This window comes from Bradyrhizobium sp. RDI18 (assembly GCF_043203335.1).
Classification (GTDB): Bacteria; Pseudomonadota; Alphaproteobacteria; order Rhizobiales; family Xanthobacteraceae; genus Bradyrhizobium; species Bradyrhizobium retamae.
In genome coordinates this window covers 4,925,575-4,950,237 of the sequence record NZ_JBICRN010000008.1, presented here as the reverse complement: position 1 = coordinate 4,950,237, position 24,663 = coordinate 4,925,575, and the positions used below count along the sequence as shown (strand labels likewise).

Here is a 24,663-nt window from a genome sequence, read left to right as displayed (position 1 = left end):
CGTCCACACCATCAACCACCAGCCTATATTGTTGAAACGCAGCCGTCGCCCCGAGTGCCCTTTGCGCGGGCCGCGGCGTACGGGTCCCTGCTTTCGCATGGACGACGGCGGTGGCTTCATCTGCAGCGCCTACCGTCCAAACAACCGGTCCACCAGCCAACCATCCAGTCCCGCCGCCGCTTCCGGGCGTGCCGATGGATTGGGTGGCGGCGCGGAAGTTCGCGCCGGCGCAGGCCGATATCCGCCGCCTGATGGGACCGGTGCCGAGGGCGGCGGTTGTGCACTGACCTGCGATGCGGTCTGGAACATGTTCGACAGAAATCCGCCGCGCTGCGCGTTCGGCAGGGTTGCCACCGGCACGCCCTGATGCGCCGTGCGCATGAAGCGGGTCCATACTTCCACCGGCAGGCCGCCGCCGGTCGCCTTCTTGGTCGGCGAGTTGTCGTCATTGCCGAGCCAGACGCCGGTGACGAGGTTGGCCGTGTAGCCGATGAACCAGGCGTCGCGGAAATCCTGGCTGGTGCCGGTCTTGCCGGCGGCCATCCAGCCCGGAATCTCTGCTTTCCGCGCGGTACCCGAGAGCAAGGTCTCCTGCATCATCGTGTTCATCATCGCGACATGGCGCGGCTCGATCACCTGGCCGAGCGGATCGGCCGTGCGCCTGTACAGCACCTTGCCTTCGTTGGTGCGAATCTTCGTCACCACATACGGGGAGACGCCGAGCCCGCCATTGGCAAACAGCGCGTAGGCGCCGACCAGCTCAACGACCGAGACTTCAGAGGTGCCGAGCGCAATCGAGGGATTGGCCTCGAGTTTAGATGAAATCCCGAGCCGGTGTGCGGTCCGCACCACGTTCTTCGGCCCCACTTCGAGGCCGAGCCGCACCGCGACCGTGTTGAGCGACATCGCCAGCGCCTGCGTCAGCGTCACCGAGCCGAAATATTCATGCGTATAGTTCTCCGGCCGCCAGCCTTTCAGGTCGAGCGGCGCGTCCTGCCGGATCGTTTCCGGCGAAAGCCCGCCCTCGATCGCAGTCAGGTAGATGAACGGCTTGAACGCCGAGCCGGGCTGGCGTTTGGCGGTGACTGCGCGGTTATACTGGCTCTCGGCGTAGTTCCGTCCGCCGACCATGGCGCGCACCGCGCCGTCGGGCGTCATCGCCACCAGCGCGCCTTGCGTGACATGGAACTTCACGCTCTTGGCCGCCAGCTCGTCGATGATCGCGGCTTCCGCCACGCTCTGCAGCTTCGGATCGATCGTGGTCTCGACCACGATGCTCTGGTCGATCTGGCCGACGAGATCGTCGAGCACTTCGCCGATCCAGTCGGCGACGTAGTTGATGGTGCCGGCGCCGGCCGGCTTCACGTTGTAGGAGGGATGCCCGATCGAGGCCTTCGCCTGGGCGTCGCTGATGAACTTGGCTTCCGCCATCGCCGCGAGCACGATTTGGGCGCGCGCTTCCGCGCCCTCGGGGTTGCGGTTCGGCGCCAGCCGCGACGGCGACTTGACGAGGCCGGCCAGCATCGCGGCCTCCGCGACCGTGACGTTCTTCGCCGACTTGCCGAAATAGCGCTGCGCCGCCGCCTCGACGCCATAGGCGCCGGAGCCGAAATAGACGCGGTTCAGGTACAGCTCGAGAATCTGGTTCTTGGAATGCTTGCGCTCCAGCCAGAGCGCGAGCTCCACTTCCTGCAGCTTGCGCGCGATCGTCCGTTCCTGGGTCAGGAACAGGTTCTTCGCGAGCTGCTGCGTCAGCGTCGAGCCGCCCTGCGAAACGCCGCGATGCAGGATGTTGGCGACCGCCGCGCGTGCAATGCCGATCGGATCGATGCCGTAATGCGAATAGAAGCGGCGGTCCTCGATGGCGATGAACGCCTTCGGCAGATAGGGTGGCAGATCCTTCAGCGCGACATTGGCGCCCGGCGCTTCGCCGCGCGAGGCCAGCACGCTGCCGTCGATGCCGACAATCTGGATAGTTGGCGGGCGCTTGGGAATTTCCAGCGACTGGATTGCCGGCAGATGCGCGCCGACCCAGACCACGACGCCGATGATCGCAATTGCGGCCCACAGGCCGAGCACCGCGCCCCAATAAACCAGACGGCCAAATCTGAAGCGGCGTTTCGAGCGCCGCTTCGCGCCGCTTTTGGCGCCACGCGGCTTGCGCTCGCGCGGCGGCTCGTCCTCGTCGTCTTCGTGCTTGCGCTTCGGCACTGGCTTTTTCGGTTTGTCGTCGTCGGTGGCAGCCGGAATGCGATCCTCGGGCGAGAGACGCAGCTCCGCGAGCGCTGCCGGAAGCCCGAACAGCGGCTCCTTGCGTCCGCCGCTCTTTTTCCATCCCCACGCCATGCCAAACGCCGTTCACACCCGTCCCGCTGCAGGCTAACGGCCGCTGTTTAAGGGGCGGTTACGGAAAGGTTAATGCGGGATTAGGAGGTGCGGCGGGGCCGTATTAGGATTGATGCAAAACGACAGCGTTCTTAAGGAGAAAGCGGCATGGGCCACATCGATCCCACCAAGGAAACGTTCGCGCAATTCAAAGCCAATGACCGGCCGGGGCCGGTCCACATGCTCAACCTCGTCCGGCTGCGCGCCGAGGCGGCCTATCCCGACGGCCGCAAGGCGACCGGCGCGGAAGCCTATGCGGCCTATGGGCGCGAACGCGGACCGGTGTTCGAACGGCTCGGCGGACGGATCGTATGGCAGGGCAGGTTCGAGCTGATGCTGATCGGGCCCGAGGCGGAACGCTGGGATCATTGCTTCATCGCCGAATACCCGAGCGTCGCGGCGTTTGTGGAAATGATCCGCGATCCCGTCTATCGCGAGGCGGTGAAGCACCGCCAGGCCGCGGTCGAGGATTCCCGCCTGATCCGCCATGCCGTGTTGCCCGTCGGCAAGACGTTTGGGGAGATACCGAAGTAGCGTTCAAAAAATCGGCGGTCCCGAAGGACCGCCGATCGCTCTTTCCGCCGATCGTTTCGATTGGTTCGCCGCGACTAGCCCGCCGGGCCGGCATCCTCGAGGATCGGGCCGAACATCTCCCAACGCTCGCCGTTGAACTTCATCATCTGCAACTGCTTGTTGACGCGGTAGTCGGTCGGCGTGGTGTTCACCGAGATGCCCGGCAGCAGCAGGTCGAGCTGAACGTTCTTCAGGTTGGTGGCCTGCTTCAACACGTTCTCGCGGGTCAGATTGTCGCCGCACGCCTTCAACACATGGATCAGCAATTGCGAGGTCATGTAGCCATAGGAGTTGAAGCTCGAATCCTTGTCACCCTCCGGATAGTACTTCGCCATGAACTCGAAATACTTCTTCATGCCGGGGTCGTCCTTCCAGGTCGGATCGAGCGGATCCTTGCCGTAGTTGACGCTGATCACGCCCTTGGAAGCTTCGAGCCCCGCCGGCTTCATGACGGCGCCGACCGAGGTGGCGTTGATGTCGAGGATGTGCACCGGCTTCCAGTTCAGCTCGGCGATCTTCTTGATCGCCTGCGCGGCCTGCTTGGGCGTCGTCGCCGAGAAGAACAGGTCCGCGCCGGCATCCTTGATCTTGAGGATCTGCGAATCGATGGTCGGATCGGAGACTTCGTAGGAAGCTTCCGCCACCACCATCTTCGCGGCCTTGTCGCCGAGGCCGGCCTTGATGCCGTTCAGATAGTCCTTACCGAGGTCGTCGTTCTGATAGAGGATGCCGATCTTGGCGTTCGGATGTTCCTTCAGGATGTACTGGCCGTAAATGCGCCCCTCGACGAAATAGTTCGGGTTGAAGCCCATCGTCCACGGGAAATTCTTCGGATCGGTGAACTTCGACGCGCCGGTGGCGGCGAATAGCTGCGGCACCTTCTTCGAGTTGAGATATTTCTGCACTGCTGCGTTCGAAGGCGTTCCGAGAACCTGGAAGGTCAGCAGCACCTCGTCGCTCTCGACCAGCTTGCGCACCTGCTCGACCGCTTTCGGCGGCGAATAGGCGTCGTCATACTGAATCAGATTGATCTTGCGGCCGTTCACGCCGCCCTGGTCGTTGATCATCTTGATGTAGGCCGCCTGGGTCTTGCCGATCGTGGCATAGGAGGAGGCCGGTCCCGAGAATGGATTGGTCTGGCCGATCTTGATCTCGGTATCGGTTGCGCCAGTGTCGTATTTTTTCTGCGCCGACGCCGTCGAGACCGACAGCGCAAGCGCGAGCGCCGTGCCGGTGGCCAGATGGAAAATACCCTTCCTCATAATGCTGCATTCCTCATGTGTTTTATTGATTGGCGCTGACCGTGCCGCCGGCCGGTCCGGCCGCGGATGTCGTCGCTGCCACAATAGTGGCGGAAGCCATGTTGCAATGCAAGGCGTCGAAAATCCGAATAATTTCGGGATCGAGTTCCGTCTGCTCAAAAGAATCCACTACGTGTATCAGCCGAAAAATGATGCACGCACCCGCGCGGCCTCAAAACAAAAGCCGCCGGCATCGCGGTGATGCCGGCGGGCTCGCGTCTTGGATCGTATCTTGGATCGGCGCAGGGCGCTAACCGCTCGGTCCGGTATCCTCGATGATCGGGCCGAACAGTTCCCAGCGCTCGCCGTTGAACTTCATCATCTGCATCTGCTTGTTGATGCGGTAGTCGGTCGGCGAGGTGTTGGTGACCATGCCGGGTAGCGACAGGCTGCCGGTGACGTTCTTCAGATTGGCCGCCTGCTTCATGATGTTTTCGCGCGTGAGATTGTCGCCGCATTGCTGCAGGATCTTCACCAGCAATTCCGCCGTCGCATAACCGTAAGTGTTGACGGTGTTGAGCTTGTCGCCCTCCGGGTAATATTTGTCCATGAAGGCGAAATAGGCCTTCATGCCGGGATCGTCCTTCCACTGCGGATCGCCCGGATCCTTGCCGTAGTTGGTCGAGATGATGTCCTTGGAGATGTCGAGACCCGCCGGCTTCAGCGTCGCCGAGACCGGGCTCGCATTGATGTCGAGGATATGGATCGGCTTCCAGCCGAGGTCGGCGACCTTCTTGATCGCTTGCGCCGCAAACTTCGGCGTCGAGGCGTCGTAGAGCAGGTCGGCGCCGGCTGTTTTCAGTTTGACGATCTGCGAGTCGATGGTCGGATCGGTCAGCTCGTAGGAGGCTTCGGCGACGATCATTGACGCGGCCTTGGAGCCGAGCCCTTCCTTTAGGCCCGTGACGTAGTCGCGGCCGAGATCGTCGTTCTGGTAGAGAATGCCGATCTTGGCGTTGGGATGATTTTGCAGAATGTATTTGGCGTAGATGCGTCCTTCCGACTGGTAATTGGGATTGTATCCCATGGTCCAGGGGAAGTTCTTGGGATCGGTGAATTTCGAGGCGCCGGTCGCGGCGAGGAGCTGCGGCACTTTCTTGGCGTTGAGATACTTCTGCACGGCGGCGTTCGAGGGCGTGCCGATGATCTGGAAGGTGAACAGCACCTCGTCGCTCTCGACCAGCTTGCGCACCTGCTCGACGGCTTTCGGCGGCGAGTAGGCGTCGTCATACTGGATCAAATTGATCTTGCGGCCGTTGATGCCGCCTTTTTCGTTGATCATCCTGAAATAGGCCGCCTGCGTCTTGCCGATGCCGGCATAGGCGGAGGCCGGTCCCGAGAACGGAACGGTCTGGCCGATCTTGATCTCGGTATCGCTCGCGCCGGTATCGTATTTCTTCTGCGCGTTGGCGGGTGACGCCAGCGCGAGCGCGACCGCCGTGCCTGCGATCAGATGAAGAACGCCACTTCTCATATCGCCGCTCCCTTCCCTTGATCTCGACCGATGATCCTGTTCCGGTCATCCGTAGGGAAGGCCGGACGTCATCGTTGCGAGCGAGTTTGGCGGAACGGTTTTGCCAATGCAAGCGATAGCGTTTTCGAGCGAAGTGGAGACCGGTTCGCGTAAAGAAAACGCGTCAGAAACAAAGACTCTAGTACGGGGAGGCCGTTACGCCAGACAGAGCAGCACCAAGGCGAGCGCCACGGGCGCCGCCTGCACGCAGAGGATCCGGTCAACCGGCAGCGGAATTCGGGTGGACGCTGGCACGCTGCTGGTAAAAAGTGCGGGTCGCTTGCCGATATCTTTGTAGGGATGACGATGCTGGAGAACTTCAACCTCGACCGCCTGCCAACGCCGATCGGCACGGCGCTACTGGTCACCGATGCGGACGGCCTGCTCCGCGCGCTGGACTGGGAAGACTATGAGCCGCGCATGAAGCAATTGCTTCGTCTGCACTATGGCGCGGTGAATTTGAACAATGGGCGGGCGCCGCGTGATTTGCGCGCCGCCTTGACCGGCTATTTCAAGGGCGACCTCGACCGCCTCGCAGCGATCGAATGGCGCGTCGCCGGCACGCCGTTCCAGCAGAAGGTCTGGAACGCGCTGCCGACGATCGCGGCAGGGACGACGATGAGCTATGGCGCGCTCGCCGCAAAACTTCGGATGCCGCGCGCCGTCCGCGCCGTCGGCCATGCCAACGGTTCGAATCCGATCAGCGTGGTCCTGCCCTGCCACCGCCTGATCGCCGCCAATGGTTCGCTGGTGAAGTACGGCGGCGGGCTGGAGCGCAAGCGCTGGCTGCTCAAGCACGAAGGCGTCGAGATTACGGGCCCGGGAACAGGAGAGGCGGATCGGCCGGGCGCGTTGCGCTTGGCGTCGTTACCCGTTTCAGGTCAATCGGGGCCACGGGGCGTGTTTCGCATGTCGCGAAGGATATAGATGAATACAATCAGGAGAGGTCCCCACGCCAGTAACGCGCCCACCAGCATCGCATTTACTGTTGCCATGCTGGCTCCTCCGCGATCACCGGCACGATAGATAGTCTCTGCGCGCCGCAGTTTCCGGCACCTGGTAGAGCCACTTCCAATATGTCCGGTTGCGCTCCAGTTGACGCTTGTAGATCTCGCGGCACTTCGCCGAACAAAACTGCTGGAAGTACCAGCTACGCCGGACCAGCCCGAAGGGACGCTTGCATTCCGGATTTCCGCAACAATTTTTCATGACGCGACCTCCACATTGGCGCGCCGTATCCAGCGAATGAAACTCTCGTGGCCCTTGTCGAGACAGAAGCGCCCGCAATAGCGTTCGCGCGCTGGATTTCGCAGAGAGATTATTTTGGGGCCTTCGCTGTCACACTCGGAGCAACGCGGTTCTGTACGCATGGCGACCTCCTTCCGGGGAATTGCCATTTTCCGATCAAAATGTGTGATGCTTTGCGCCCTTCGTTTCTCGAAGGGTGATGCGAAGTCTGGCGTGGTCGGGGCTTATCTGCAATTCGTCCAGATGTTTGGCGAGATCATCCTTACGTATGCTGGCTCGCCCTAGGGCCGGATCGGCTCATTTTTGCTTGCTGCCGCGCCATTTGGCGTCAGCGCCGTTTCGAGGCATTTGATCAGCGCTTCGCCGTCGCACGGCTTGCTCAAAAAGCAGGTCGCTCCCGCCTTCATGGCTCGGGCGCGGTCGCTCTCGACTGAAAAGGCCGTGACGAAAATGAAAGGAAAGCGATGCCCGGTGGCGAGTAGATGGGCTTGCAGGTCGAGCCCGCTCATGGCGGGCATTCTGACATCCGTTATCACGCACGAGGTGTCATTCAGATGCGGCGATTGCAGGAACTCCTCGGCCGACGCAAATGAATGGACGACGTAACCAAGCGACCTGACGAGATTATGGGTCGCGGCGCGAACCGACCCGTCGTCGTCGATGATTGATATGGCCCGATTGGTCAAAGCGATGCTTTCTGGAGACGACCAGAGGATGTCTTTTGCTGTGCCGCCGCGTCTCAGGAGAGTGCGCTGCAAATCAGCGAGGGAAAATCATACTTAGGTTTGCGACCGGCCGGATGCAGGCCCGATCCCGAGTAGCTCGGCCATCCGTACCAGATCGGGCAGCGACTTCGCTCCCATCTTCCGCATGATATGCCCGCGATGTATCTTCACGGTGATCTCCGCCAGGCCGATTTCGGCTGCGATCTGCTTGTTCATGAGCCCCGACGTCACCAGCGCCATCACCTGCCGCTCCCGGGGAGTTAGCGTCGCGAAAAGCGCGTGCAGCTCTGAGAGAACCATCGCTTCGCCGCGGCTGTTGCGGTCGCGCTCGATTGCCGCGGTTACGGCATCCAGCATGTCCTGATCGCGGAATGGCTTGGTCAGAAAATCGACGGCGCCGGCCTTCATTGCGCGGACCGTCATCGGAATATCGCCATGACCGGTCATGAAGATGATCGGAATGTGAATGTCGGCCTTAGCCAGTTCGGCCTGAAAGTCGAGGCCGCTTAGCCGGGGCAGCCTGATGTCAAGAATCAGACAACTGGGGGCATTCGGAAGCTTGTACTTCAGAAACTCGTGAGCCGAACCGAACACCTCGACGCGCAATCCCACTGATCGGAAGAGATTGCTCAGTGCCTCACGTACCGATGCGTCGTCGTCGATGATGAAGACGACCGGCTCCTCGGCGCTTATGGGCGTGGAAGGCGATGCCGGCCGCGCGTTCACGCTGCATCCTCCTGAGTTAACGGCAAGGTGAACTGGAATGTCGCGCCAGGGCCGGCATTTCCGGACGCGGACAGCCGCCCGCCATGAGCGCCGATGATGGAGCGGCAGATCGACAGGCCCATGCCCATGCCGCTGGATTTGGTGGTGAAGAAGGCGTCGAACAGCCGGTCAGCGTTCTCGGCTGCGAGGCCAACGCCGCAATCCTTCACCGTCACCACGATCTGCCCGTCTTCGTCCTGGTCTGTCCGGATCACCAGTTCCCGCGGCCGGTCCGTGACCGGCTGCATGGCCTCAATGGCATTGATGACCAGGTTGAGAATGACCTGTTGCAACTGGACCCGATCGGCGATGACCAGCGGCAGGTTGGGGGCGAGCTCCAGCCGCAACGATACCTGATGGTTGACCAGCGCATGCTGCACCAGGCTGATGACCTCGTTGATGACATCGTTGATGTGAAGCGAAGCCTTTTGACCGGTCGCCTTGCTCACGAGCGCACGGACCCGCTGGATCACTTCGCCGGCCCGATTGCCGTCCTTGATGATCGCCTCCACGGTCCCGCGCGCTTCCTTCAGATCGGGTGGCTCACGGTCGAGCCAACGCCGGCATGCGGCGGCATTGGTCACCACGGCGGCGAGCGGCTGGTTCACCTCATGGGCGATCGAGGCGGCAAGTTCGCCAAGCGCAGTCACGCGCGTGACATGCGCAAGCGTCGCCTGCGCTTCATGCAATTCCATCTCGGCCTGCTTGCGGGCCGTGATATCAGTTACCGCCCCAACGAATTCGATGGTATCAGATGCACCCTTCACCGCATGTGCAGTGGCGTGGACATGCTTGATCGAGCCGTCGGGCATCAGCAATCGATAGCTATGCGCGAAGTCCTTGCCCTCGCTGGACGCGCGGTCGATGGTCCGCTGCACGCGTCCGCGATCGTCCGGATGAATGCGTTGAATGACGGTGGCGAACTTGATGGAGGGGGCCTTTTTGAATCCAAATATTCTGAAAGTCTCTTCCGACCAGATGAGTTCGCCGCTGGCGACGCGCAAGCCAAAGCTGCCGGTGTGGCTCAATCGCTGGGCTTCGGCCAAATACATTTCGCTCTGCCGCAGCGCATTTTCAGCCTGCTTGCGCTCCGTGATGTCCTCGCACGCGATCAGGACGATCAACCGGCCGTCCAGCCGTCGCACCGCTTTGGCGTTCTCGCGAACCCAGAGGGTTGAGCCGTCCTTGCGAACCTTGCATATTTCCCAGTTGTGGGTCTGGCCGATATTCTCCAGGCATATGGCGACGTTGCTCTGGGCGGCGCGTTGCTCTTCGGCGGGAAAGACTTTCAGCACGGATTTCCCGAGCAGTTCGCTGACGGAGTAGCCAAGCTGCGCGGCGCCGAATGTATTGACGGACAGCACGGTTCCCGTCGCATCGACCATGAAATACATCACCGGGTTATGCTCGAACACCTCCTTCCATTGCGCCTCGCTGTGGCGCAGCGTCTCGATCGCGCGCGCTTCGGCGCTCAGGCGGCCCTCAAGCTCGGCTTCCACCTGCCGTCGGGTACGCCCCACCAGGCCCATCATGATCAATGAGGCGGCAAGCGAAGCGATGAGCAGCACGAACGCAATGAAATGAGGGGTGGCCATCGGTGCGGGGCCGAGCAGCAGCCAGATTCCGGCCACCGCTCCCAACGCCAGCGCCATGCTGCCGAGCAGCCATTGCTCGGCCGAGCTCCGGACGTTATCGTCGGCTTACGCATCATCAGCACTGACACTCGGCCATCGCGAGCGGCGCTGCGTCGCCAGGTGTTCGCGATCATCAGCGGCAACAACTCGCCTCCTAACAGGCTGGATACTAGCAGCTTTTCGCAGCCCCGGAGGGCAAAATTGGCTGGTCCTTCGCGGCCCCTTAACGTCCGGGCGCGATCTTCCGTCGCGCAAGGGCCAAGCTGCGATCCTAAACCTCGGTATGGTACGTCCAACCGAATGGAACGTTTGGATCAACCTCCGTTCAATGGTCCGGTCCTTCTCGAAGACTACGCTGATTGGCTAACCGGATGGCGGCGGAGCGCCGGTTCGCCATGCGGGAAGAGTGTTACGGAAGCCCAGCGAGCCGACGCCTTGCCGGTCGCAACCGTCGCCGTTGTCAAACCCGCTTCGTTCAGGGATCGCCGGCCGAACTCTGGGGATTGATATGCCGAAAGCACACTTGCATCTAATCCATTGCTCTGACGACATCGCATCCGAAACAACTCGCCGAGACCGCAGGTTCCGGCCCACCCTTATCGATGGCGGCAGGCGAACAAACGCCGTCCCGGTAGAGAACCCTTGGGAAGATCTACTCGACCTGTTCGATCTCGGCATCCTGATTGCGCAGGCAAGCTATCTTACCTTCGTAGCGGCGAGCTTGGTCGCGCTCGAGTCTCACGCTCGGGCTGCGGCAGAACGGACTACTTAGCAGCGTAGGGTGGACAGAGGCGCGCATGCGCCGTGCCCACCATCTCTCGGCGATCGCACTTCTCTGATGCGCGTCTTCCCTGCGAACGCAGGGACCCATAACCACCGCACTTCGTTGTTGAAGTAAAGCCGTCTCGCCGTGTGCCATTTCCGTGGACCGCAGGAGTATGGGTCCCTGCGTTCGCAGGGACGACAGTCGAGTATTGCGTTGCTACTTAGCCGTCATTGCGACCCCATGGGCTCGCAATGACAGCTGGACCGCCGCGAGAGCAACGACACATCACGCCGCCGGCTTGGCGACGTTGTCCTCGGCAGAGAGCAGATGAAGCAGCGCGCTCTTGATCGCGGCCTGCCGGGTCGGCGCGTTGATTTGGGCGCCGAGCAAATCGGTGACGTAGAACACGTCGCGGGCGCGTTCGCCGAAGGTCGCGACATGGGCGGAGGCGATGTTGAGGTTGAGCTTCGAGATCGCGGTGGTGAGCTGATACAAGAGGCCGGGGCGGTCGAGGCCGGAGACCTCGATCACGGTGTAGCGGTCCGACCACTGGTTGTTGATGGTGACCTCGGGCTCGACCACGAAGGCGCGCACCTTGCCGCGGTTGGCGGCCTTGCGCGCCACCACTTCGGGCAGCCGCAATTTACCCTCGAGCACGTGCTCGATCATCTCACCGATCCGGGTCGCGCGCCGTCCCTCGTCCTCGTCGCGGTCGTATTCCCTTGATATCGCGATGGTGTCGAGCGCGCGGCCGTCGGTGGTGGTGTAGATCTGCGCGTCGACGATGTTGGCGCCGGCAGAAGCGCAGGCGCCGGCGATGATCGACAGCAGCCACGGATGGTCGGTGGCCAGTATCGTCAATTCGGTGACGCCGCGCGCCTCATCGAAGCCGACATTGATCGCGAGTTGGTGCCCGGCCTGTTCGCTGGCCCGGATAAAGCGCGCCTGGCGGATTTTTCGTGGCAGATCGACCTTGAGCCAGTAGGCGGGATAATGCCGCGCAATGTAGGCATTGAGCTCCTCCTCCGGCCACTCGGTGAAGGCGGCGCGGAATTCCGATTGCGCCACCGCGATGCGCTGCGCGCGGTTCACTTCCGAGAAGCCGCCGGTCAGCACGGGCTCGGTTTCGTAATACAGTGTACGCAGCAACTGCGCCTTCCAGCCGTTCCACACGCCGGGGCCGACGCCCCGGATGTCGGCGGTGGTCAGGATGGTCAGAAGCTTCATCTGTTCGACGGATTGCACGACGGCGGCAAAATTCTCGATCGTCTTGCGGTCGGAGAGGTCGCGCGACTGCGCCACCGTCGACATCGTCAGATGCTCTTCGATCAGCCACGCCACCAGCTCGGTGTCGGCGGTGGAAAAGCCGAGCCGCGGACACAGCCGGCGCGCCACCCTGGCGCCCGCGATCGAATGGTCCTCCGGCCGGCCCTTGGCAACGTCGTGCAGCAGGGTGGCGATGTAGACCACCGCGCGATGTTCGGGCTGAATCTTGCGGAACAGGTCGCTGGCGACCGTGAACTCGTCATTGCCGCCGCGCTCGATCTCCTGCAGGAAACCGATGCAGCGGATCAGATGCTCGTCCACGGTATAATGGTGGTACATGTTGAACTGCATCATCGACACGATCTTGCCGAAGGCGCGGATGAAGTGACCGAGCACGCCGGTCTCGTTCATCCGCCGCAGCACGGTCTCGGCGTCGTTCGACGTCAGGATCTCCATGAACAGCCGGTTGGCTTCCGGATTTTCACGAAGCTGGCTGTTCACCAGTTTCAGCGAGCGCGTCACCGTTCGCATCGCGTCGGGGTGGAAGGCGAGGTTGTTCTTCTGCGCCAGATGGAAGATGCGGATCAGGTTGACCGGGTCGTGCTTGAAGACGTCGGGCGCGGCGAGGTTGATGCGGTTGTTGTCGATGATGAAGTCGTCGCTGTCGGGCACCCGCCGCCGCTTGGCGGCCGGCCGCAGCCGCGCCACCATCCGGCTCAGCACCGGCGCGGGCTTGGCCTGCTCCTCTTCCAGCTTGGCGCACAGGATCGCGGTGAGGTCACCGACGTCCTTGGCGACCAGGAAGTAGTGCTTCATGAAGCGTTCGACATCCTGCATGCCGGGGTGCGAGGTGTAGCCGAGGCGGACTGCGATCTCGCGCTGCATGTCGAACGACAGCCGCTCCTCGGCGCGCCCCGAGACGAAATGCAAATTGCAGCGCACCGACCACAGGAAATCGGCGCAGCGGCGGAAGGTGCGGTATTCCTGCGCGTCGAACACGCCGCGCTCGACCAGCTCCCCGGTCTCGCGCACGCGGTAGACGTATTTGGCGATCCAGAACAAGGTGTGCAGGTCGCGCAAGCCGCCCTTGCCGTCCTTGACGTTGGGCTCGACCAGATAGCGCGATTGCCCGGCGCGGCGGTGCCGCTCTTCGCGCTCGGCGAGTTTGGCGGTGACGAATTCGGCAGCCGTGCCCTGCACGACGTCCTTGTCGAACCGGGCGACCAGCTCGTCATAGAGCGGCCGGTCGCCGGTCAAGAACCGCGTCTCCAGGATCGCGGTGCGGATCGTCATGTCGCCGCGCGCCTGGCGGATACACTCATCGACCGAGCGCGTGGCGTGGCCGACCTTCAATCCCATGTCCCACAGGCAATAGAGAATGGCTTCGGCGACCTGCTCGCCCCAGGCGGTCTGCTTGTAGGGCAGGATGAACAACAGATCGATGTCGGATTCCGGTGCCATCAGGCCGCGGCCGTAGCCGCCGGTGGCGATGACCGCCATGCGCTCGGCGCCCGAGGGCACATGCGAGCGATAGAGATGCCGCGTCGCAGCCGCATAGAGGATGCGGATGATTTCGTCCTGCATGAAGCAGAGCCGCTCCGCGCAGCGGCGGCCATGGCGATCCTTCAAGAGCACGGTCTGCGCGGTGGCGCGCGCCGCGATCATCTCGGCCTTGAGCAATTGCGCCAGCGCCGAGCGGAACACGTCCTCGCGGCCGGCATGTTTTTCGGCCAGCGCATCGACCGCTGCGGTGATCCGCGCGGTATCGAAACGGTCATCCGCCCCGGAGCGGTCCTCTGTCACGATGCTGTCCATGATCTCCCCGATATCGGACGGCGCAGGGGCTGTCACGGGCGATTGTACGGTCAACGCAAAACTATGCCGCCGCCTCGGCGAATGCCAGCCATAACCCGTTGGAAAAGTGGGGATTTCCGATGGGCATGCGGGCAGCCACGAGGGTGTGTGATGACAGCGCATCGATAGCCCAGTATATCCGATGCACAAAAAATCCGGGAGTAGAAAATGGACGCCGCCGAACTCCGCGCGATGCAGGCCCCGATCAAGGAACGCTACAAGTCCGATCCCTCGGCCGCGGTCATTACGCTGAAAGCCAAAGGCTCGATCGACCGTGAAGGCATCGCCTGCAAGGTCGAGACCGGCCGCGCGTTGGCGGTTGCGGGGCTGCACCCCGCCACCGGCGGCTCCGGCCTGGAGCTCTGCTCCGGCGACATGCTGCTCGAAGCACTGGTCGCTTGTGCCGGCGTGACGCTGAAGTCGGTCGCCACCGCTACCGATATTCCCCTGAAGACCGGCAACGTCATCGCCGAAGGCGACCTGGATTTCCGCGGCACGCTCGGCGTCGACAAGGAAGCCCCGGTCGGCTTCGAGGAGATCCGCCTGCGCTTCGAGGTCGCAACCGACGCGCCGCAGGACAAGCTCGATCTGCTGCTCAAGCTGACGGAGCGTTATTGCGTGGTCTATCAGACCATCAAGAACGGCCCGAAAGTTTCGGTGTCGATGAAGCGGGTGTGATCGACTGTTCACCCTCCCCTGGAGGGGGAGGGTCGGCTCGCATGAGCGTAGCGAAATGCGGGACGGGGTGGGGTGATCTCTCCACTCGGGCACTGATCGAGAGGATAGACCGTCACCCCACCCCGCCGCGCGTTACCACGCGCGTCGACCCTCCCCTCCAGGGGAGGGTAAGAGAACCAAATGTCCCCCGAACTCGCCTTCATCCTCACGCTCGCCCTGCGCATGGCGATCACCGCGGCGTTCGTGGTGACCGCCTCGATCATCACCGAGCGATCGGGGCCGGTGATCGGTGCGCTGATCGCGACTCTGCCGATCTCGGCGGGGCCGTCCTACGTATTCCTCGCGCTCGATCATGACGCAACCTTCATCGCGGAGGGCGCGCTGGCGAGCCTGCCGATCAACGCCGCGACGATCTTCCTCGGTCTGACCTACGTCGTGCTGGCGCAACGCCACGGCGCGCTGCTCAGTTGCCTCGCGGCGGTCGCCGTATGGCTCGCGTTCGCCGCGATCATCCGCTCGGTGCAATGGTCGCTCGCAGGCGGCCTGATCGCGAACGCCATTGCGTTTGCCATCTGCGTGCCGCTGCTTGCCCGCTACCGCCACGCCAAAATGCCGCCGATCCGGCGGCGCTGGTACGACATTCCGCTGCGGGCCTCGCTGGTCGCAACCTTGGTGGCGACGGTGGTTACGACATCTAGCTGGGTCGGTCCCAAGATCAGCGGCATGATCGCGCTATTCCCGATCGTGTTCACCTCGATGATGCTGATCCTGCATCCCCGGATCGGCGGCCCGCCGACCGCGGCCGTGCTTGCCAACAGCGCCTGGGCCTTGATCGGATTGGGAATCGCGATCGCCGTGCTGCATGTGGCTGCATTGCAATTCGGCTCGGCAATCGGGCTGAGCCTAGCGCTGGCGACGTGTGTGGGGTGGAATCTCGGTCTGTGGTGGCTCGGACGGAGGAAGGTGTTACGTTAGGCCGTCATTGCGAGGAGCGAAGTGACGAAGCAATCCATCGCTCCGCGCGCGACGATGCATGGATTGCTTCGCGGAGCCTGTCATCGGGCGCGCATCCGCGCGGCCCGTTGGCTCGCAATGACGGGGAGGGAGCGTCACCCCTTCGGCAGTTTCGCCTTCAGCGCATACAACGCCTCCAGCGCCTCGCGCGGCGACATCTCATCGGGATGCAGGGCCTTCACCGCTTCCATCAACTGCTCCGCCTCGCTCGGGGCTGCGGCTTCGGTGGCGGCGCGGGAGGGGACGGCGAACAGCGGCAGATCATCGGCGAGTGCGCGCGCGGTCTGGCCGCGGTCCTGGGCTTCGAGCTTCGCCAGCACCGACTTGGCGCGCGTGATCACGGCCGGAGGCAGGCCCGCGAGCTTCGCCACCTGGATGCCGTAGGACCGATCGGCCGAGCCCGGCAGCACCTCATGCAGGAATACGACATCGCCTTGCCACTCCTTGACGCGCACGGTGGCGTTGAACATCCGCGGCAGCTTGGCGGAAAGCGCGGTCAGCTCGTGATAATGCGTGGCGAACAGCGCGCGGCAGCGATTGGCCTCATGCAGATGCTCGATCGCGGCCCACGCGATCGAGAGGCCGTCGAACGTCGCAGTGCCACGACCGATTTCATCCAGGATCACCAGCGAGCGTTCGCTGGCCTGGTTCAAAATCACGGCGGTCTCGACCATTTCAACCATGAAGGTCGATCGTCCCCGCGCGAGATCATCAGCGGCGCCGACGCGTGAAAACAAGCGATCGACGACGCCGATCCGCGCGCGTGACGCCGGCACGTAGGAGCCGATCTGCGCCATCAGCGCAATCAAGGCGTTCTGCCGCAGGAACGTCGACTTACCGGCCATGTTCGGGCCGGTGATCAACCAGATCTGACCCGCCCCCACCCTACCCTCCCCCGCCTGCGGGGAGGGTAGGGTGGGGGTACCGGCGAGAGGTCGCAGGCATTGGCAATGAACGGCTGGCCGTCGCGCTTCAGTGCCTGTTCGACCACCGGATGCCGACCGCCCTCAACGGCGAAGCCGAGCAGGCCGTCGACCTCTGGCCGCACGTAATTGTCGTCTATCGCAAGCTTCGCCAGCGCGGTCGCGACATCGAGCAGCGCGAACGCATGCGCCGCGGCGCGCAGATCGTCGCTGGCGGCCAGCGCCATCGCAGAGAGCCGCTCGAAGATTTCCAGCTCCAGATTGAGGGCGCGGTCGCCGGCGTTGGCGATCTTGGCTTCGATCTCGCCGAGTTCGGACGTGGTGAAACGAACCTGCCCCGCCAGCGTCTGGCGGTGGATGAAGGTCGCATTCAGCGGCGGCGCCATCAGTCTGTCACCGTGCTGCGCGGTGACCTCGACGAAATAGCCGAGGACGTTGTTGTGCCGGATCTTGAGCGCCTTGATGGAGGTATCGTCCGCGTAGCGCGCCTGCATCGCAGCGACCACGAGGCGGGAGGCGTCGCGCAGGTTCCGGCTCTCGTCGAGCGCGGGCTCATAGCCTTCGCGGATGAAGCCGCCGTCGCGCTTGATCAGCGGCAGTTGCTCGGCGAGTGCGCGTTCGAATTCGCGCGCGAGATCGCGCGAGGGACGGCGTAGCGCCTCCATCACGGCGATGATTTCAGCCGGGGCGGCTTCGAGCTGCGCGAGGCGCGCCAGCGCCTGGTCTGCCGCGAGAATGCCGTCGCGCAAAGCGGCAAGGTCGCGCGGGCCGCCGCGACCGACCGACAGCCGCGCCAGCGCGCGCGACATGTCGGGTGCAGCGCGCAGCGTGGTCCTGATATCGTCACGTGCGGCGCTATCGGTAACAAATGTAGCAATCGCATCCAGCCGCCGTGCAATCGCAGCGCTGTCGGTGAGCGGCGCGGCCAGACGTTGCGCCAGTAGCCGGGAGCCTGCCGCAGTCACGGTGCAGTCAATCGCATCGAGCAGCGATCCGCGCCGCTCGCCGGCGAGCGTCCGGGTCAGTTCGAGATTGGCGCGGGTGGCGGGGTCAATCGCCATCGTCGTGCCCGCAGCCTCGCGTGACGGCGGCGACAGCGGTGGACGCTTGCCGACCTGGGTGCGGTCGATATAGGTGACGGCCGCGGCCGCGGCGGTCGCCTCCAACCGCGTCATCGCGGAGAGACCATCCATGGTCGCGACTGCGAAATAGTCACAAAGGCGCCGCTCGGCGGTGGCGCCGTCGAAGACGTCGCGGGTCAAAGGCGTCACGGACGGCAAATCGCGCAGCAGCGGCCCCAGATCAGGATCGCCATAGAGCGCGTCGGTGACGATGGCCTCGTTCGGATTGATCCGCGCCAGCGTCGCCGCCAGTTCCGCCGTCGAGCATTCCGTGACCATGAACTCCGAGGTCGAGATATCGATCCACGCAAGCCCGATGCGGTCGCCGCCGGAGGAGGGCGCGGGCGCGCGCGATTGCCAGCAGATAATTGTTGGTACGGGCATCCAGCAGCGTGTCTTCGGTCAGCGTGCCCGGCGTCACCAGCCGCACCACGCCGCGCGCCACCACGCTCTTGTTGCCGCGGGCGCGCGCGGCGGCCGGATTCTCGGTCTGCTCGCATACGGCAACGCGATGGCCGGCGTTGATCAGGCGATGCAGATAATCCTCGGAGCGTTCCACCGGCACGCCGCACATCGGGATATCCATCCCCTGATGCTTGCCGCGCTTGGTCAGCACGATGCCCAGCGCTTTTGAGGCGATCTCGGCGTCCTCGAAGAACAGCTCGTAAAAATCGCCCATCCGGTAGAACAGCAGCAGCCCGGGATGGGCGGCCTTGATCTCAAGGTACTGTTCCATCATCGGCGTGACGCGCGATGGTGCGTCGGTCGCCGGCGTGGCCTCGGGCGGCGCGGGGGCAGGGATGGATTGCTGGATCGTCATTGCGGGCGGCAAGCTACAGAATTTCGCCGCCCGATCCTATTCCCATACCTGCGTTGTCAGAGTTTTCCACGCCCGGCGCCGCCCCGCTGATTATACGCCCGGAGCATGACGGCCCCTCCGCGAAAGCGGCGCGGGGCAGCCATGCCTCAATTGACCTGCCGCGGGCGCGCTCCTAAAACTCGCCATCAAATCTGGGTCAACGCCTAAAGCACGGCATTCAGGGAGAGATTCTATGCGTGATGTATTCATTTGCGATGCCGTCCGGACCCCGATCGGCCGTTTCGGCGGCTCGCTCGCCAAGGTGCGCGCCGACGATCTGGCCGCAACTCCGATCAAGGCGCTGATGGCGAAGCACCCCAATCTCGACTGGACCCAGGTCGACGAAGTATTTTTCGGCTGCGCCAACCAGGCCGGCGAGGACAACCGCAACGTGGCGCGGATGGCGCTGTTGCTCGCGGGCATGCCGGAATCGGTTCCCGGTCAGACGCTGAACCGCCTCTGCGCGTCGGGTCTCGATGCGGTCGGCGCCGCCGGCCGCGCGATCCGCGCCGGGGAAATCGATTTCGCGATTGCCGGCGGCGTTGAATCGATGACGCGGGCACCCTTCGTGATGGGCAAGGCGCCGGAAGCGTTTGCGCGCTCGGCCGAGATTTACGATACCACGATCGGCTGGCGCTTCATCAATCCCCTGCTGAAGGCGCAGTATGGCGTCGATGCGATGCCGGAGACCGGCGAGAACGTCGCCGAAGAATTCCAGGTATCGCGCGCCGACCAGGACGCGATGGCGATCCGCTCACAGCAGCGCGCCGGCGCGGCGATCGCCTCGGGCTATTTCGCCGAGGAAATCACGCCGATCCAGGTGCCCGGTGGCAAGGCAGGTCCCATCACCGTCGACAAGGATGAGCATCCGCGTCCCGAAACGACGCTCGAAGGATTGGCAAAGTTGAAGCCGATCGTGCGCAATCCCGGCACAGTGACGGCGGGCAATGCCTCCGGCGTCAATGACGGCGCGGCGGCGATGATCCTTGCCTCAGAGCTAGCTGTGAAAAAGCACGGGCTGACGCCGCGGGCGCGCATCCTAGGGTTAGCCTCGGCTGCGGTGCCGCCGCGCATCATGGGCATCGGCCCGGTGCCGGCGACGAAGAAGCTGATGGAGCGGCTTGGCATCAAGATCTCTGACTTCGATTTGATCGAACTCAATGAAGCCTTCGCTTCCCAGGGCATAGCCTGCCTGCGTCAACTGGGCGTCAAGGACGATGCCGACTTCGTCAACCCGCATGGCGGCGCGATCGCGCTCGGCCATCCGCTCGGCATGAGCGGCGCGCGGCTGGCGCTGACGGCGGTGCACGGCATGGAGAAGCGAGGCGGGAAGCTTGCCTTGGCAACCATGTGCGTGGGCGTCGGCCAGGGCGTTGCGGTCGCGATCGAAAAGGTCAATTAAGACAGTGGTTTGGGAGAGCGAAAAATCGCCCTTTCCCAAATTAGTTATGTCATATAATGATCCGGCGGCGCGGCTCCGCGACAAAATCGCAAAGCGATTTTGTGCCGCGACTGCGATGCGAGGGAGGAGTTCGTCATGACATTGGTCTATCCAGTGCAAAGTCTCGCGGCGCATCCGCCGCGGCTGTCTCCCGCCTACAAGAGCACGGTCAAGCGTTCGCCCTCCAAGCCGTTGATTCCGATGCGCCATACGCTGTCGGAATTGACGGGACCGGTCTACGGCCACGAGACTGTGCGCGAGAACGATCACGACCTCACGGTCCAGGGCAAGGGCGAGCCGATCGGCGAGCGCATCATCGTGCACGGCCATGTGCTCGATGAGGACGGCCGCGGTGTCCCGAACGCGCTGGTCGAACTGTGGCAGGCCAATTCCTGCGGCCGCTATGTCCACGTCGTCGACCAGCATCCCGCGCCGCTCGACCCGAATTTCACCGGCGCCGGCCGCACGCAATCTGACGCGCAAGGCTATTATCGCTTCATCACCATCAAGCCCGGCGCCTATCCCTGGGGCAATCACCACAACGCCTGGCGGCCGGCCCATATCCACTTCTCGGTGTTCGGCCACTCCTTCGTCTCGCGCCTGGTGACGCAAATGTATTTCCCCGGCGATCCGCTATTCCCGTTCGATCCGATCTTCAATTCGGTCACTGACGAGAAGGCGCGCAACCGGATGATCTCCGCGTTCGATCTGGAGAACACCAAGCCGGATTGGGCGCTGTGCTACCGCTTCAACATTGTGCTGCGCGGGCAGAGCCCCACGCCGATGGAGAACAGTTAAGTGCAACAGGCCAAACCGGACGGGATCACCCCGTCGCAAACCGTCGGTCCGTATTTCGCTTATGGCCTGACGCCGAACGGCAAATACGACTGGAACGACGCGTTCAATAACAACCTGGTGACGCCTGACACGTCGGGCGAACGCATTCGCATCGAAGGACAGGTGTTCGACGGCGACGGCGCGGTCGTGCCGGACTGCATGCTGGAGATCTGGCAGGCGGATGCGCAGGGACGCTTCTCCGACCCGCAGGACAAGCGGGCGCTGACGAATACGTCATTCAAGGGATTCGGCCGCATCGGCACCGATGCGAAGGGCGGTTACGCGTTCGACACCATCAAGCCGGGGCAGGTCGCCGATCCCGACGGCAAGCCGCAGGCGCCGCACATCGTGCTTGCCGTGTTCGCGCGCGGCATGCTCCTGCATAATTATTCGCGGATCTATTTCGACGGCGAGGCCGCCAATGCCGCCGATCCGGTGCTGGCGCTGGTGCCGGCCGATCGTCGCTCCACGCTGATCGCGACGCGCCAGCCGGGCAGCGGCAATGCGATCTATCGTTTCGACATCCATCTGCAGGGCGACAACGAGACGGTGTTCTTCGACGTGTAGCCGCGACTGCATCGCAGGGGCGGCGCGACAGGCAAGACTTCGCACATGATGACGCTTCGCCAGGTCGAGGTGATCCGCGCCGTGATGGTGACCGGCACGATCGGCGGAGCTGCGAGACTTCTGAACGTATCCGCGCCCGGCATCAGCCGGCTGGTGAAATACACCGAGAAGTCGCTGGGCGTCCGCTTCTTCCAGCGCCAGAACGGGCGCTATTTCCCGACAGCGGAAGCCCGCAACATCTTCGAGCAGATCAACGGCGTCTACGAGAAGATGGATGATCTCTCCGAGATCATCTCCAAGATCGGACGTGGCGATCTGTCCGAACTGCGCATCGGCTCGGTGCCGAGCATCTCGCAGGTGATGGTGCCGCGCGCGATCGAGCGGGTGCGGCGCCGCTATCCCGAATTGCGGATCGACATCAACATCCTCAAGATCGAAGAGGCCGTCGACTACCTGTTGCTCGGCCGCGGCGATTGCGTCGCCATGAGCTACCGGCTCGAGCATCCCGGGCTCGATTTTCTGCCGCTGGCGTCGGGCGAATTGTTCTGCATCGTGCCGGCGGGGCATGAGCTTGCCGGGTGCAAACAGGTCTCAGCCAAGGAGATCATCCGCTATCCCCTGATCGGCATCGATCCCAACGATCCCTATGGACGGATCATGGCGGAGATATTTGCGCGCAACAAACTCGACTACGACATCACCATCCGCGCGCGCTTCGGCACCACCGTGTGCGCGCTGGTCAAGGCCGGCCTTGGCATTGCCGTGATCGACCAGTTCACCGTCGCGCATGGCGGCTATCCCGGCGTCGAACTATTGAAGATCGTCGAGCCGACAAGGTTCGACACCTACATCGCGGTAAAGCGTGGCGCTCCGCTGTCGCTGCACATCGAGCATTTTATCGACTGCCTGCGCTCGGAAATGCGTGCCGTTGGGCCGGGCAAGGCGGCGCTGCGAAAGCCCGATCCCAAGCCGCGCAAGAAATAACATGGTGTTATCTATCCGGCATAAATGGGTAATTGTGTTAGGTAGGCAAAACGCTATCGTTCGGCCGGATCGGGACGTTCCCGAGCCGTCCGCTGGCCCTTACGCGCATTTGCGCCCGACGACGAGATCATGAACCCTGCCGCCCGCCCGATTGCTCCGGCCGATCGCCGTTTCCTCACCGGCCTGATCGGCGCGCCGATTGCGCATTCGGCATCGCCTGCGATGCATGAGCGGGCCGCCGAGGCGCTCGGCGCTCATTGCCATTACCAGCTTATCGAAGTTGCCGGTGCGGGCCGCGAGGAATTGCGGTTGCTGCTCGACGGCGTGCGGCGTCTGGGCTTTGCGGGCGTCAACGTCACCTTCCCGTACAAGGAAGCGGTGGTTTCGCTGCTCGACGAATTGTCGCCCGGTGCGCGCGCGATCGGCGCCGTTAACACCGTCGTGGTCCGGGATGACCGGCTGATCGGGCACAACACCGACACAACAGGATTTGCCCGGGCGATCACCGAACTCGTCCGCGATCCCGCGCAGAGCGTTGTCGCCGTGATCGGCGCGGGCGGTGTCGGCAAGGCGATCGCCTTTGCGCTTGCCGGAATTGGCGTGGCGGAGATCAGAATCTTCGACACTGATGCAGCCAAGGCAACGCAACTTGCCGGCCTGATCGAGAGCCGTGGCAGCACAAAGGTTGCCGATAGCGTCGAGGAAGCCATGCACGGCGTCACCGGCGTGGTCAACGGATCGCCGGTCGGCATGCTGCCGAACCGTCGCACGCCTGTGCCGGATGCGCTGCTGCACAAGGATATTTGGGTAGCGGACGCGGTCTACACGCCACTCTGGACGCCGCTGTTGAATGCCGCCAAAGCGAAGGGGGCCGAGGTCATGACCGGGCGCGAGCTCGCGATCTACCAGGCGGCGGACGCCTTCGAGCTGTTCACGGGATTGAAGCCATCGGCCGTCGAGATGGGAAATGCATTCGACGCCGTGATGGCCAAACGCTACGCTAAAGTGAGTGCAGCGTAACAGCACGGCCGGCTACAAGGCCGTTTTTTTGAAACGACAAGAGGGGATGGAAATGAGATCTGGAATCTTTGCCGGGCTATTGCTCGTTACCGTATCGGCCGCAACTGCATTTGCGCAAGGCGCGCCGATCAAGCTCGCCGATGTCGCCGAACTGTCGGGCGGCGGCGCCACCGTCGGCAACAACTGGAAAAACGGCATCGATCTCGCGATCGAGGAGATCAACGCCAAGGGAGGCGTGCTCGGCCGCAAGCTCGAAGTCACGCATGCGGATTCGCAATCCAACCCCGGCGTTGCCCGCGCGCAGGTGCAGAAGGCGCTCGACAATGAACCCTACGTCCTGCTCGGGCCCGGCTATTCGGGCTCGGTCAAGGTTACCTCGCCGCTCGCCGCGGAAGCCGGCATCACCCAGATCATGGGTGGCGAGGCGGCTGAACTGACACAGGGCGGCAACAAGTTTCTGTTCCGCACCTCGTTCGGCCAGCAATCCTCGATGCCAAAAGTCGCGAAGTACATCAACGACGAGCTGAAGGCGAAATCGGTTGCGATCGTCTGGGTCAACAACGACTTCGGCAAAGGCGGCCGCGACGTCATCAGCAAGGAATTCGCCAAATACAACATCAAGGTCGCGGCGGACCTTTCCACCGAAGCGGGACAGGCCGATTTCGCCGCCGACGTCAGCAAGATCAAGGCCGCGGCGCCCGATGCCGTCTTCATCTACCTCAACGAGGAAGAAAGCGCGCGCATCTTGAAAGAGCTGAAACGGCAGGCAGTCGCTGTGCCGCTGGTGGGCGAGACTACCCTGGTCGGTCAAAAGGTCGTCGAACTGGCTGGAGACGCCGCCAACGGTGCGCGCGGCCACGTTGGGCTTACCACCGACGCACCCGTCGATCTGGTCAAGGCCTTCAGGGAAAAGTTCGTCAAGAAGTACAACTACGTGCCCGATCACAACGGCCTCAAGGGCTATCTCGCGATCTACATGGTCAAGGCGACTACCGAGAAGATGGGCAAGGTCGATCCCAAAAAGTTCGCCGATACGCTTCACGGCCTCACCATCAAGGCCGCCAGCGAGCCCGGCATCCTGATGGATGTGACCTTCGATGAGAAGGGCGACATCGATCGCCAGGGATTCCTGGTCGAGATCGTCGAGGGCAAGCAGGTCGTCAAGCAGGTGCTGCCGAAGCTGAACTGA

The 24,663-nt window shown here is 63.2% G+C and carries 17 protein-coding genes and 2 pseudogenes; 10 read left to right on the top strand and 9 right to left on the bottom strand.

Annotation, left to right across the window (positions count from 1 at the left end):
• Nucleotides 1-129: 129 nt before the first annotated feature.
• Nucleotides 130-2,346, bottom strand: coding sequence for a PBP1A family penicillin-binding protein (locus ACFXS9_RS33015; protein WP_392696424.1), 2,217 nt, complete (start codon nucleotides 2,344-2,346; stop codon nucleotides 130-132).
• A gap of 147 nt (nucleotides 2,347-2,493) precedes the next feature.
• Between ACFXS9_RS33015 and ACFXS9_RS33010 the strand changes: the two genes are divergently transcribed.
• Nucleotides 2,494-2,919 carry a DUF1330 domain-containing protein gene (locus tag ACFXS9_RS33010; protein ID WP_392696422.1) on the top strand — a complete coding sequence of 142 codons (426 nt, stop codon included), beginning with the start codon at nucleotides 2,494-2,496 and terminating at the stop codon, nucleotides 2,917-2,919.
• Nucleotides 2,920-2,993: 74 nt separating this feature from the next.
• On the opposite strand, the gene ACFXS9_RS33005 is transcribed toward ACFXS9_RS33010, so the two are convergent.
• Both ACFXS9_RS33005 and ACFXS9_RS33000 read right to left on the bottom strand, forming a co-directional pair.
• Complete coding sequence (locus ACFXS9_RS33005) at nucleotides 2,994-4,220, bottom strand: ABC transporter substrate-binding protein (RefSeq protein ID WP_392696420.1); 1,227 nt, start codon at nucleotides 4,218-4,220, stop codon at nucleotides 2,994-2,996.
• 289 nt (nucleotides 4,221-4,509) lie between these two features.
• Nucleotides 4,510-5,733: an ABC transporter substrate-binding protein gene (locus tag ACFXS9_RS33000; RefSeq protein ID WP_392696417.1), complete on the bottom strand. Its 1,224-nt coding sequence runs from the start codon at nucleotides 5,731-5,733 to the stop codon at nucleotides 4,510-4,512.
• 339 nt (nucleotides 5,734-6,072) lie between these two features.
• On the opposite strand from ACFXS9_RS33000, the pseudogene ACFXS9_RS32995 reads away from it, so the two are divergent.
• Nucleotides 6,073-6,585 (top strand): annotated as a pseudogene (locus ACFXS9_RS32995) (methylated-DNA--[protein]-cysteine S-methyltransferase); the annotation flags it as partial.
• 198 nt (nucleotides 6,586-6,783) lie between these two features.
• On the opposite strand, the gene ACFXS9_RS32990 reads toward ACFXS9_RS32995, so the two are convergent.
• From ACFXS9_RS32990 to ACFXS9_RS32970, 5 genes are all read right to left on the bottom strand, one after another.
• Nucleotides 6,784-6,981 (bottom strand): hypothetical protein, encoded by a 198-nt coding sequence (locus ACFXS9_RS32990; RefSeq protein ID WP_392696414.1) that lies wholly within the window; start codon nucleotides 6,979-6,981, stop codon nucleotides 6,784-6,786.
• Nucleotides 6,982-7,301: 320 nt separating this feature from the next.
• Nucleotides 7,302-7,706, bottom strand: coding sequence for a response regulator transcription factor (locus ACFXS9_RS32985; protein ID WP_392700148.1), 405 nt, complete (start codon nucleotides 7,704-7,706; stop codon nucleotides 7,302-7,304).
• Nucleotides 7,707-7,799: 93 nt separating this feature from the next.
• Nucleotides 7,800-8,471 (bottom strand): response regulator transcription factor, encoded by a 672-nt coding sequence (locus tag ACFXS9_RS32980; RefSeq protein ID WP_392696411.1) that lies wholly within the window; start codon nucleotides 8,469-8,471, stop codon nucleotides 7,800-7,802.
• Nucleotides 8,468-10,162 carry a PAS domain S-box protein gene (locus ACFXS9_RS32975; RefSeq protein ID WP_392696408.1) on the bottom strand — a complete coding sequence of 565 codons (1,695 nt, stop codon included), beginning with the start codon at nucleotides 10,160-10,162 and terminating at the stop codon, nucleotides 8,468-8,470. Before ACFXS9_RS32975 ends, ACFXS9_RS32980 begins: the two co-directional genes overlap by 4 nt.
• Nucleotides 10,163-11,195: 1,033 nt before the next feature.
• Nucleotides 11,196-13,991, bottom strand: a complete 2,796-nt coding sequence (locus ACFXS9_RS32970; RefSeq protein WP_392700146.1) for a [protein-PII] uridylyltransferase — start codon at nucleotides 13,989-13,991, stop codon at nucleotides 11,196-11,198.
• Between the two features lie 207 nt (nucleotides 13,992-14,198).
• Here ACFXS9_RS32970 and ACFXS9_RS32965 point away from each other — a divergent pair, with 207 nt between their 5' ends.
• Nucleotides 14,199-14,708, top strand: a complete 510-nt coding sequence (locus tag ACFXS9_RS32965; protein ID WP_392696405.1) for an OsmC family protein — start codon at nucleotides 14,199-14,201, stop codon at nucleotides 14,706-14,708.
• A 180-nt stretch (nucleotides 14,709-14,888) separates the two neighbouring features.
• A complete protein-coding gene (locus ACFXS9_RS32960; RefSeq protein WP_392696402.1) occupies nucleotides 14,889-15,683 on the top strand; it encodes a hypothetical protein in 795 nt (264 codons plus the stop codon).
• Nucleotides 15,684-15,817: 134 nt separating this feature from the next.
• Here ACFXS9_RS32960 and mutS read toward each other — a convergent pair.
• Nucleotides 15,818-18,586 (bottom strand): annotated as a pseudogene (mutS, locus tag ACFXS9_RS32955) (DNA mismatch repair protein MutS).
• A 232-nt stretch (nucleotides 18,587-18,818) separates the two neighbouring features.
• On the opposite strand from mutS, the gene pcaF reads away from it, so the two are divergent.
• From pcaF to ACFXS9_RS32925, 6 genes are all read left to right on the top strand, one after another.
• On the top strand, nucleotides 18,819-20,027 hold the full coding sequence (gene pcaF / locus ACFXS9_RS32950; RefSeq protein WP_392696399.1) for a 3-oxoadipyl-CoA thiolase: 1,209 nt from the start codon (nucleotides 18,819-18,821) through the stop codon (nucleotides 20,025-20,027).
• A gap of 135 nt (nucleotides 20,028-20,162) precedes the next feature.
• Nucleotides 20,163-20,864: a protocatechuate 3,4-dioxygenase subunit beta gene (gene pcaH / locus ACFXS9_RS32945; protein WP_392696396.1), complete on the top strand. Its 702-nt coding sequence runs from the start codon at nucleotides 20,163-20,165 to the stop codon at nucleotides 20,862-20,864.
• Nucleotides 20,865-21,470 carry a protocatechuate 3,4-dioxygenase subunit alpha gene (pcaG, locus tag ACFXS9_RS32940; RefSeq protein WP_392696393.1) on the top strand — a complete coding sequence of 202 codons (606 nt, stop codon included), beginning with the start codon at nucleotides 20,865-20,867 and terminating at the stop codon, nucleotides 21,468-21,470. It abuts the gene before it with no gap.
• 45 nt (nucleotides 21,471-21,515) lie between these two features.
• Nucleotides 21,516-22,454, top strand: coding sequence for a LysR family transcriptional regulator (locus ACFXS9_RS32935; RefSeq protein WP_334408573.1), 939 nt, complete (start codon nucleotides 21,516-21,518; stop codon nucleotides 22,452-22,454).
• A gap of 129 nt (nucleotides 22,455-22,583) precedes the next feature.
• Nucleotides 22,584-23,474, top strand: a complete 891-nt coding sequence (locus ACFXS9_RS32930; RefSeq protein WP_392696389.1) for a shikimate dehydrogenase — start codon at nucleotides 22,584-22,586, stop codon at nucleotides 23,472-23,474.
• A 52-nt stretch (nucleotides 23,475-23,526) separates the two neighbouring features.
• Nucleotides 23,527-24,663, top strand: coding sequence for an ABC transporter substrate-binding protein (locus ACFXS9_RS32925; protein WP_392696387.1), 1,137 nt, complete (start codon nucleotides 23,527-23,529; stop codon nucleotides 24,661-24,663).

Excerpts from the sequence above, each read along its gene's own strand:
- ACFXS9_RS33015 (WP_392696424.1), bottom strand. The coding sequence starts at position 2,346 with ATGGCGTGGGGATGGAAAAAGAGCGGCGGACGCAAGGAGCCGCTGTTC.
- ACFXS9_RS33010 (WP_392696422.1), top strand. The coding sequence starts at position 2,494 with ATGGGCCACATCGATCCCACCAAGGAAACGTTCGCGCAATTCAAAGCC.
- ACFXS9_RS33005 (WP_392696420.1), bottom strand. The coding sequence starts at position 4,220 with ATGAGGAAGGGTATTTTCCATCTGGCCACCGGCACGGCGCTCGCGCTT.
- ACFXS9_RS33000 (WP_392696417.1), bottom strand. The coding sequence starts at position 5,733 with ATGAGAAGTGGCGTTCTTCATCTGATCGCAGGCACGGCGGTCGCGCTC.
- ACFXS9_RS32990 (WP_392696414.1), bottom strand. The coding sequence starts at position 6,981 with ATGAAAAATTGTTGCGGAAATCCGGAATGCAAGCGTCCCTTCGGGCTG.
- ACFXS9_RS32975 (WP_392696408.1), bottom strand. The coding sequence starts at position 10,162 with ATGGCGCTGGCGTTGGGAGCGGTGGCCGGAATCTGGCTGCTGCTCGGC.
- ACFXS9_RS32970 (WP_392700146.1), bottom strand. The coding sequence starts at position 13,991 with ATGGACAGCATCGTGACAGAGGACCGCTCCGGGGCGGATGACCGTTTC.
- ACFXS9_RS32965 (WP_392696405.1), top strand. The coding sequence starts at position 14,199 with ATGGACGCCGCCGAACTCCGCGCGATGCAGGCCCCGATCAAGGAACGC.
- ACFXS9_RS32960 (WP_392696402.1), top strand. The coding sequence starts at position 14,889 with ATGTCCCCCGAACTCGCCTTCATCCTCACGCTCGCCCTGCGCATGGCG.
- pcaF (WP_392696399.1), top strand. The coding sequence starts at position 18,819 with ATGCGTGATGTATTCATTTGCGATGCCGTCCGGACCCCGATCGGCCGT.
- pcaH (WP_392696396.1), top strand. The coding sequence starts at position 20,163 with ATGACATTGGTCTATCCAGTGCAAAGTCTCGCGGCGCATCCGCCGCGG.
- ACFXS9_RS32935 (WP_334408573.1), top strand. The coding sequence starts at position 21,516 with ATGATGACGCTTCGCCAGGTCGAGGTGATCCGCGCCGTGATGGTGACC.
- ACFXS9_RS32930 (WP_392696389.1), top strand. The coding sequence starts at position 22,584 with ATGAACCCTGCCGCCCGCCCGATTGCTCCGGCCGATCGCCGTTTCCTC.
- ACFXS9_RS32925 (WP_392696387.1), top strand. The coding sequence starts at position 23,527 with ATGAGATCTGGAATCTTTGCCGGGCTATTGCTCGTTACCGTATCGGCC.